This is a genomic window from Brevundimonas sp. (assembly GCF_036677305.1).
GTDB lineage: Bacteria > Pseudomonadota > Alphaproteobacteria > Caulobacterales > Caulobacteraceae > Brevundimonas.
The window spans coordinates 1-8,714 of record NZ_JAKFEB010000037.1 but is presented as its reverse complement, the minus strand read 5'-3'; the positions used below and the strand labels follow the sequence as shown (position 1 = coordinate 8,714).

The following is an 8,714-nucleotide window of genomic DNA, read 5'->3' as shown; positions in this document are numbered from 1 at the left end:
CGCGGCCTCGATGCGGTAGCTTTCGATCACGGTGTTGGCCAGCAGCTGCTCGCACATCTTCTTCGCCTCGGCGGCCGGATCGGCCGCGCCGTCCAGATCGAACTCGATCAGCTTGCCGACGCGGGCGTTGGTCACGCCCGACCAGCCCAGCCCGTGCAGGGCGCCTTCGACGGCCTTGCCCTGGACGTCCAGAACGCCGGGCTTGAGAAACACGTGCACCTTCACCTTGGCCATTAGTGCAATCCACCCTGAATCACGGTCGGCATGTCCTTCATGATGCCGAGGCGGCGGGCCACCTCGGTGTAGCTTTCGATCACATTGCCCAGATCGCGGCGGAAGCGGTCCTTGTCCAGCTTCTCGCCCGTATTGGTGTCCCACAGGCGGCACGAATCGGGGCTGATCTCGTCGGCCAGGATGACGCGGCTGAAATCGTTCTCCCAGATGCGGCCGAACTCGATCTTGAAGTCCACCAGGGTGATGCCGACGGCGCCGAACATGCCCGACAGATAGTCGTTCACGCGGACGGTCATGGCCAGGATGTCGTCCAGCTCCTGGGTCGTGGCCCAGTTGAAGGCCGTGATGTGCTCTTCCGTGACCATCGGGTCGTTGAGCTCGTCCTTCTTGAGGTAGAATTCGATGATCGAGCGGGGCAGGGGCGTGCCCTCGTCGATGCCGAGGCGCTGGCTCATCGAGCCGGCCACGACGTTGCGGCAGACGACTTCCAGCGGAATGATCTCGACTTCGCGGATCAGCTGTTCGCGCAGGTTCAGCCGCTTGATGAAGTGGTTGGTCACGCCGATGCCGTTCAGGCGCGACATGACGAACTCGCTGATACGATTGTTGATGACGCCCTTGCCCTCGAGCTGGGCCTTCTTCTCGCCGTTGAAGGCGGTGGCGTCGTCCTTGAAATACTGGATCAGGGTGCCGGGCTCGGGACCCTCGTAGAGGATCTTGGCCTTGCCCTCGTAGAGCTTCTTGCGCTTGACGTTCATCATCTTCGGTCCGGGCGGGGCCTGCCGGAAACGCAAAGCGAGCGGCCAGACCGTGTCTGGGCGGCTTGATCCGGAATCGGGCGGGCGGGAAAAAGTCGCGCGAACCCTTAGCGGATGCGGCGCCGCGACACAAACCAGCGTCGTTTTGGCGCGCTTCCGGGGCGCCTCGTCGCAACCCCGTCAGTTCCGGTTGCGTTCGGGTAGGGGGTGGATATAGACCACCTCGACTGCGGCCCCGCTTTGGCCGCCTGACGGAGCCTTGCAACGCCCATGACCACCTTCGACGATCGGGAAAAGGGCTTTGAGTCCAAGTTTGCCCTCGATCAGGAACAGGAGTTCAAGGCGGTTGCCCGGCGCAACAAGCTCCTGGGCCTGTGGGCTGCCGAGAAAATGGGTCTGAACGCCGCGGGGGCCGAGGAATACGGTCGCGCCATCGTCAAGGCCGATTTCGACCAGCCGGGCGAGGAAGACGTCTTCCGCAAGATCGCCCAGGACCTGGAAGGCGCCGGCCTGACCGTCTCGGAAGGCGAGATCCGCCGCAAGATGGACGAACTGCAGTCCATCGCCCGCGACCAGATCCGCAACGGCGAATAGGCCGCTTCCGCGTTTCGATCGAAAAAGGGCCGCTCCAGCGATGGAGCGGCCCTTTCCGTTTCAGCGATGACGCCGTGGTTACGGCATTACGACCGTATCGATGGCGTGGATGACGCCGTTCGAAGCCGCCACATCGGCCTGTACCACGCGCGATACGCCGCCCTTGGCGTCGGTCAGGGTGACCGAGCCGTCAGCACCGGCGCGAGCGGTCAGTACGCCGCCCTGAACCGTGGTCAGCTGGGCGCTGCCGCCGCCGGCCTGGATCTGCTGCGTCAGCGTGGCGGCGTCCACGCGACCGGGGACCACGTGATAGGTCAGGATTTTCGTCAGGTCAGCCTTGCCGGCCGGAGCCATCAGGTTTTCCCGGGTCGCCGCCGGGACCTTTTCAAAGGCCGCGTTGGTGGGGGCGAAGACGGTGAAGGGACCCCCGCCGTTCAGCGTGTCGCCGAGGCCGGCGGCGGTGACGGCGCTGACCAGGGTGCTGAAGTCAGGATTGCCCTGCGCCACGGCGACGACGGTGCCGCTGGCGGCCGGGGCCGGGGCCATGGCGCTGGCGTCAGCCGCTGTGGCGTCCGCCGGCGCGGCTTCCTCGGCGTTGTTGCCGCACGCGGCGAGGGCCAGCATGGCGGCGATCGATACGCCGGCGAGCGTGGCGGTTCTGGTGACTTTCATGGAAGTTCTCCTGAGCGACCGCCCTGCCGGCGGTTCAGGGTCAGGTACTGTTCAGGCCCGGAAAAGATGCACGAAGGGCCGGTATTGGTCCGCGACACGTGACCGCACCTTCTGTCAGCACGGTCGTATGATCGCGCCCAGTGCTGACCAGACCGCCGCCTTCTCCGAAAGAGGCCGGGTGTAGGCAGGGCTTGAGGACGGCAGGTCGATCAGCTCGACCTGCGGACGAGGCGCAAGCCATCGCCGACCGAGGCGGGCGGCGGTTCCACCGTTGAACGCAACGGCTCGCAGAGCAGGCAGGGTTTCCACCAGCCGGTTCAGGTCAGCGCCCTCCGCGTTGCGGATGGCTGCGTCCAGACTGCCGGGACGATGCGCGCTGGCGATGACATCCCACAAACCGACCCCGGCCGCCCTTAAGGCCTCCAGCCGGTCGGGATAGGGCAGGGCGGACAGGTCGCGCCCGATGACTCCGCCGACCAGCCGCCAGAAGGCGTTCTGCGGATGGGCGTAATACTGCGCCGCCTTCAGCGAGGCGTCTCCGGGCAGGCTGCCGAGGATCAGCAGCCGCGTGTTCGCGTCGACGACCGGGTCGAAGGCGCGCTTGAGGCTCACGCCGCCCCGAACACCCGGGCGAACACCGTGTCGACGTGCTTGGTATGATAGCCGAGGTCGAACAGCGCCTCCAGCTGTTCCGCCGGCAGGGTCACGCGGGCGTCGGCCTTGAGGAAGTCCAGGAACCGGCCCTCGCCGCGCCAGACCTTCATCGCGTTCTCCTGCACCGCCGCATAGGCGTCCTCGCGGCTCACGCCCGCCTGCGTCAGGGCCAGCATGACCCGCTGCGAGTGAACCAGGCCGCCCAGCAGGTCGAGGTTCTTCTGCATGTTCTCGGGATAGACGTTCAGCCGCTCGACCACGCCCGCCAGCCGGTGCAGGGCGAAATCGAGGTGGATGGTCGCGTCCGGCCCGATGCCGCGTTCGACCGACGAATGGCTGATGTCCCGCTCGTGCCAGAGGGCGACGTTCTCCATCGCCGGCACCACCGCCGAGCGGACCAGACGGGCCAGGCCGGTCAGGTTCTCGGTCAGGATCGGGTTGCGCTTGTGCGGCATGGCCGACGAGCCCTTCTGGCCCTTGTCGAAGAACTCCTCGGCTTCGAGGACTTCGGTGCGCTGCAGGTGGCGGATCTCGATGGCCAGCCGCTCGACCGACGAGGCGACCACGCCCAGGGCCGCGAAGAAGGCGGCGTGACGGTCGCGCGGGATCACCTGGGTCGAGACCGGCTCGACGGCCAGACCCATCTTCTCGGCGACATACTGCTCCACCGCCGGATCGACGTTGGCGAAGGTGCCTACGGCGCCCGAGATGGCGCAGGTGGCGATCTCTTCCTTCGCGGCCAGCAGGCGGCGCTTCGCCCGCTGGAACTCGGCGTGATATCCGGCCAGCTTGAGGCCGAAGGTCACGGGCTCGGCGTGGATGCCGTGGCTGCGGCCGACGCACGGGGTGAATTTGTGCTCTTTCGCCCGCGTCTCCAGCGCCGCCAGCACCCGGTCGACGCCCTCGATCAGCAGGTCGGACGCGCGGGCCAGCTGGACCGCGAAACAGGTGTCCAGCACGTCCGACGAGGTCATGCCCTGGTGCAGGAAACGCGCTTCCTCGCCGACGATCTCGGAGACATGGGTCAGGAAGGCGATGACGTCGTGTTTGGTGGTGCGCTCGATCTCGTCGATGCGGTCGGCGTCGAAGACGACATCCTTGCCCTTGGCCCAGATCGCCTCGGCGGCGCTGGCGGGGATCGTGCCCAGCTCGGCCATGCGCGTGGCGGCGTGCGCCTCGATCTCGAACCAGATCCGGTATTTGGTCTCCTGCGACCAGATGGCGACGGCGGCGGGGCGGGAATAGCGGCTGATCATGGGCGCGTCGTGTCGGTCCCGCGACCGGTTGAGTCAAGCGCCGCTTGTGCCGGGCCGCTTCAAACTCGGCCATGGCCCGCTGGCGGCGCGCCCTGAGCGGCCGTATTGCAGTCGGACTGAATCGCTGGAGGGGCTCATGGAACTGATCATCGGACCGCGTCTGTATTCCACCTGGTCGCTGCGGCCCTGGCTGGTGCTGAAGCGCTGCAAGGCGGACTTCACCGTTCGCGAGATCGACATCTATTCGCCCGCCGGCCAGGCCGAGCTGGAGGCGATCTCGCCCTCTCGCCTCGTGCCCCTGCTGAAGGTCGACGGCGAGACGATCTGGGATTCCATGTCCATTTCGGTCTGGTGCGCGGAGAATTTTCCCAACGTCCGGCTGTGGCCCGCCGACGCTCACGCCCGCTGGCTGGCGCGGTCGGCGGCCTGCGAGATGCACGGAGGCTTCATGGGGCTGCGCACCGACTGCGGCATGGGACCGGACCACACCATGGTCGGCCCCGACCGGTCGCCGCCGCCGAAGGGCGAGGCCGTGACCCGCGACATCCGCCGCATCGTCTCCCTGTGGCGCGAGATGCGCACCCGGTTCGGCGAGGGCGGCCCGTATCTGTTCGGCGAATGGTCGGTGCCCGACGCCTTCTTCACCCCGGTGGCGACGCGGTTCCGGCATTTCCAGATCGATCTGGCCGCCCATGGCGACGACGGGACGGCCGCGGCCTACCGCGACGCCCTTCTGGCCCAGCCCGATTTTCTGGAGTGGTCCGCGGAGGCTCTCTCCGGTCGTTAACCCCGCACCGGAACGGCGCCTTAAGACAACATCGGTATCTGTCAGTCTTCAGAACGCCCCGCGTTCGGAGGCCGCCATGTCCCCGCCCGTCCAGCAGCCCGGCACGCGTCGCCCCAGCCTGATGGTCTATGGGCTGATGATCGTGATCGCCTGCTGCCTGCCGGCGCTTCTGGTCAGCGTGATCTAGATTCAATCGACGATCAGCCGCAGGGTTTCTCCATCCCGTCATTCCGGGGCTGGGACCGGCGCAGCCGGGAACAGAACCCGGAACCCAGGCGTCTGGACGCCCCGGCCTGCCGGGTTTCAAACTGTTGAGCCCAGTCTCCTGGGTTCCGGGTTCCGCTGCGCGGCCCCGGAATGACGGGATTTGAGGCGTCGAATCTCGATCGAAACTAGTTGGTTCCGGCGGTCGTGGCCGCCGAGGCCAGATCGATCGCCTGGGCCGGAGCCGGCGGCGGCGCGACATAGTCCAGGGCCAGCGGAATCCGCGAGGCGCCGGACGCCACCGCATCAAGCGTATTCAGCGGCCGACCGTTCATGCGCTGGTAGATCCAGTAGGCCGCCACGACCTTTTCGACATATTCGCGCGCCTGCGGCACGTCGATCGTCTCGATCAGCAGCAGCGGATCCGCTTCCGGACCCAGTTTGCGCACCGCGTCCACCATCGGACCCGGTCCGGCGTTGTACGAGGCCGCGGCCCTGAGCAGGTCGCCGTTGATCGCCGGCAGGGCCAGCACCCGGTTCACATAGGCCTGACCCAGACGGGCGTTGACGTTGGGATCGAACAGACGCTCCGGATCGCTGATGAAGCCCCGGTCGCCGGTCAGTTCGGCGGCGGTGGTGGGCATGACCTGCATCAGGCCATAGGCCCCGGCGCCGGAACGGGCGCGGGCGTTGAAGTCGGTTTCCTTGCGGGCGATGGCGTAGACGAGCGAGCGTTCGACGGTGAAGCCGCCGTCGGGCTCGATCACCGGCTGCGGATAGCGATCGGCGTCGACGCGGCGCACGTCGTCTCCCGAGCCCGTCACGCGCGGACCGAGGGCCCGGCCCAGGGCGGCCCACAGCTCGCGGCCCCGATCGGTGGCGGCGGCGCGGATGCCGGTCTTCAACTCGTCGCGGGCGTCGCTGCGCCGTCCGACCTCATAGAAGGCCACGGTGCGCAGCGCGCGCGGCTCGGAGCGCACGAACTCTTCCAGCTCGGCGGCGTCCACGCCGATCGGCTCGTCGGGCTGATACGAGGCGTGCTGCATCCGGGCCGCGCCGTACGGGACGGGTCCGAGGTTCTCGATCGCGGGCTCCTCGCCCAGCTGACGCAGGGCGATCTGGCCGTAGAAGGACGCCGGCCAGGCCGCGGCCCGGCGCAGCAGGGGCTGGACGCGATCCTGCTGTCCGGACCGGGCCGCCGAACGCGCGGCCCAGAAGGCGGCGCCCGAACGGGTCCAGCCGTCCTCGGTCGGATCGTCCAGCACGCGCTGGAAGGCGATCTTGGCCTGGCCGAACTCGCCGAGGCGGTACTGGGCCAGTCCGACCGTCCACCAGTCGCCCAGCTGATCGCCCAGGGCGACCGCGCCGGTCAGGTCGTCGCGATTCAGGGCGACGCGCGCCGCCTTCATCGGGTCGCCTTCGGTGTTGCCGCCGGCCTGCGCGATGGCGTTCCAGGTCCGGCCGCCGCCCATCCGCGTGGGGCGCCGGGGCTCGGGCGCGCCGTCGGGCCGCCGGCGCATGGCCAGGGTCCAGGCCCGCTCGGCGCACTGCAGGTCGGCGTATTCCGACAGCCAGGCCGACAGTTCCTCGTAGGTGGCGGTGTAGTCGGCGTGGAACAGCCGTTCGAACTCGACCTGGCCCAGCAGGACGCGGTCGTTGGCCTGGCGCGCGGAATCGCGGGCGGCGTTCAGGTCGCCGCGGCGAAGCGCGTCGAAGGCGGTGGTGTAGCTGAGCCGGTCGGCGGCGCTCAGGGCCGTGGGCGCGCGGCGGACTTCCTCGGCCTGGCCGGCGGTCGCCATGGCGCACAGCGCCACTGCCAACGTCGGCGCGATGATCGCGCGGCGGAAATCAAACGGCACTGAGGCGGCCCCCTTTGAGCGTTGCGCCACCCGTCTCGACTCAGGTCGCGTATGCGCTGTTCATTCGGTCGTCAGGCGCGGAAGGCGCCATCGCCCCCGGCCCGTGTCAAGATTTCTCCCCATTTTGGGGCAGTTTTGAGTCTGAAGGATGAACAGGCTTCAGTCCGCGGCGTCCAGTCGCGCGGCCAGCGACAGAATGTCCGCCCACGCCTGACGCTTGGCCATCGGCTGCCGCAGCAGGAAGGCGGGATGCAGCGTCGGCAGGACCGGGGCGGAAACCGCGCCCTCGGACAGGCGCCATTCCTTCCACTGGCCGCGCATCCGCATGATGCCCTCGTCGGTGGCCAGCACCGACTTCGCCGCCGCCGCGCCCAGCAGCAGCACCGCCTTCGGCTTGAGGAGGGCGAAGGCCCGCTCCACGAACGGCGCGCAGACGGCCTGTTCGGCGGGGGTCGGCGTCCGGTTGCCCGGCGGCCGCCAGAAGACGGTGTTGGTGATGAACACGCGGCCCTCGAGCCCCGCTTCCTTCAGCATCCGGTCCAGCAGCTGGCCCGCCTTGCCGATGAAAGGCTGGCCGCGTTGATCCTCCTCCGCGCCCGGTCCTTCGCCGATGACCAGAACCGGCGCCTCGGGATTGCCGCGGCTGAACACGGATTGCGTCGCCCCCATGCCCCTCAGCGGGCAGCCCTCGAAGGCGGCGATGGCCTGGCCCAGCTCTTCCAGCGTGCCGGCCCCGGCGGCCAGTCGGCGCGCCTCGGCCAGGGAGTCCCCGGCGTCAGGCGCGGCCACCACCGAGGCCGTGGCCTTGGCCACCGCCTTCACCGCCGGCGGCGGGACGACGTGGGTCCGGTCGACCGGCGCATCCTCGAAACAGGCGTCCACGCCCGCGTCGCGCCAGAAGGCGAGCAGGCTTTCGGTCGCGGCGGCGTCGAGGGGCTGGGTGATCATGACGGTCGGCACAGGGATAGTCCTTGACCACCCTTGCGTCACCTTCCGATAAGCGGAAAACACCAAGACCCCACCGACCACGAGGAAATCAGGGCATGGCCGAGGACGCGATCGAGGGCGGCGCGACAAACGCCTGGCAGGAAGCCGTGATCGACAAGCTGCCGCCGGCCGAGGCCCTGGCCGGGGTCGAGCGCGAGGTGATGGAATACGACGTCGTCATCGTCGGCGGCGGTCCCGCGGGCCTCGCCGCCGCCATCCGCCTGAAGCAGCGGGCGGAGAAGGACGGCAAGGAGATCACCGTCGCGGTGCTGGAGAAGAGCGCCGAGATCGGCGGCCACATCGTCTCGGGCGCCGTGCTTGATCCCAAGGCCCTGGTCGAACTCTTCCCGGACTGGAAAGAGCGCGGCGCGCCGCTGGAGACGCCTGTCACCGAGGATCGGTTCATGATCCTGGGTCCGATGGGCCAGGTCTCGCTGCCCATGTTCCTGCTGCCGCCCATCATGCACAACGACGGCTGCTACATCGGCTCGCTGGGCAATGTCGCCCGCTGGCTGGGCGAACAGGCGGAAGCGCTGGGCGTCGAGGTCTATCCGGGCATGGCCGCCAGCCATGTGGTCTGGGACGAGCCGACCGGAACCGTGAAGGGCGTCGTCGCCGGCGTCTTCGGCATCGACCGCCACGGCAAGCCGACCGACGACTTCCAGCCGGGCATCGAACTGCACGGCAAATACGTCTTCATCGCCGAGGG

General features: G+C 68.5%; 10 protein-coding genes. 3 read left to right on the top strand and 7 right to left on the bottom strand.

Annotated elements, in window-relative coordinates:
* Positions 1-234 (bottom strand): phosphoribosylformylglycinamidine synthase subunit PurS (purS, locus tag V6M42_RS02370; RefSeq protein ID WP_332659285.1); only part of this gene is annotated, 234 nt, incomplete at its 3' end.
* Positions 234-992 carry a phosphoribosylaminoimidazolesuccinocarboxamide synthase gene (gene purC / locus V6M42_RS02365; RefSeq protein ID WP_332659453.1) on the bottom strand — a complete coding sequence of 253 codons (759 nt, stop codon included), beginning with the start codon at positions 990-992 and terminating at the stop codon, positions 234-236. The genes purS and purC, both read right to left, overlap by 1 nt.
* Before the next feature lie 270 nt (positions 993-1,262).
* Between purC and V6M42_RS02360 the strand changes: the two genes are divergently transcribed.
* Positions 1,263-1,586, top strand: coding sequence for a DUF1476 domain-containing protein (locus V6M42_RS02360; RefSeq protein ID WP_332659283.1), 324 nt, complete (start codon positions 1,263-1,265; stop codon positions 1,584-1,586).
* Between the two features lie 78 nt (positions 1,587-1,664).
* Here V6M42_RS02360 and V6M42_RS02355 read toward each other — a convergent pair whose 3' ends face one another.
* The 3 genes from V6M42_RS02355 to purB form a co-directional block, all read right to left on the bottom strand.
* Positions 1,665-2,258 carry a fasciclin domain-containing protein gene (locus V6M42_RS02355; protein WP_332676886.1) on the bottom strand — a complete coding sequence of 198 codons (594 nt, stop codon included), beginning with the start codon at positions 2,256-2,258 and terminating at the stop codon, positions 1,665-1,667.
* A gap of 114 nt (positions 2,259-2,372) precedes the next feature.
* A complete protein-coding gene (locus V6M42_RS02350; RefSeq protein ID WP_332676884.1) occupies positions 2,373-2,870 on the bottom strand; it encodes a DNA-deoxyinosine glycosylase in 498 nt (165 codons plus the stop codon).
* Positions 2,867-4,168, bottom strand: coding sequence for an adenylosuccinate lyase (gene purB, locus V6M42_RS02345; RefSeq protein WP_332659280.1), 1,302 nt, complete (start codon positions 4,166-4,168; stop codon positions 2,867-2,869). Before purB ends, V6M42_RS02350 begins: the two co-directional genes overlap by 4 nt.
* 136 nt (positions 4,169-4,304) lie before the next feature.
* On the opposite strand from purB, the gene V6M42_RS02340 reads away from it, so the two are divergent.
* Positions 4,305-4,955, top strand: a complete 651-nt coding sequence (locus tag V6M42_RS02340) for a glutathione S-transferase (RefSeq protein WP_332676882.1) — start codon at positions 4,305-4,307, stop codon at positions 4,953-4,955.
* 392 nt (positions 4,956-5,347) lie between these two features.
* Here the strand turns inward: V6M42_RS02340 and V6M42_RS02335 are convergent, their stop codons facing one another.
* Positions 5,348-7,018, bottom strand: a complete 1,671-nt coding sequence (locus tag V6M42_RS02335) for a lytic transglycosylase domain-containing protein (RefSeq protein WP_332676881.1) — start codon at positions 7,016-7,018, stop codon at positions 5,348-5,350.
* Between the two features lie 159 nt (positions 7,019-7,177).
* On the bottom strand, positions 7,178-7,966 hold the full coding sequence (locus V6M42_RS02330; RefSeq protein WP_332659452.1) for a uracil-DNA glycosylase: 789 nt from the start codon (positions 7,964-7,966) through the stop codon (positions 7,178-7,180).
* A gap of 95 nt (positions 7,967-8,061) precedes the next feature.
* On the opposite strand from V6M42_RS02330, the gene V6M42_RS02325 reads away from it, so the two are divergent.
* Positions 8,062-8,714, top strand: a 653-nt coding sequence (locus tag V6M42_RS02325; protein WP_332676879.1) for an NAD(P)/FAD-dependent oxidoreductase, incomplete at its 3' end; no start/stop codon positions are given.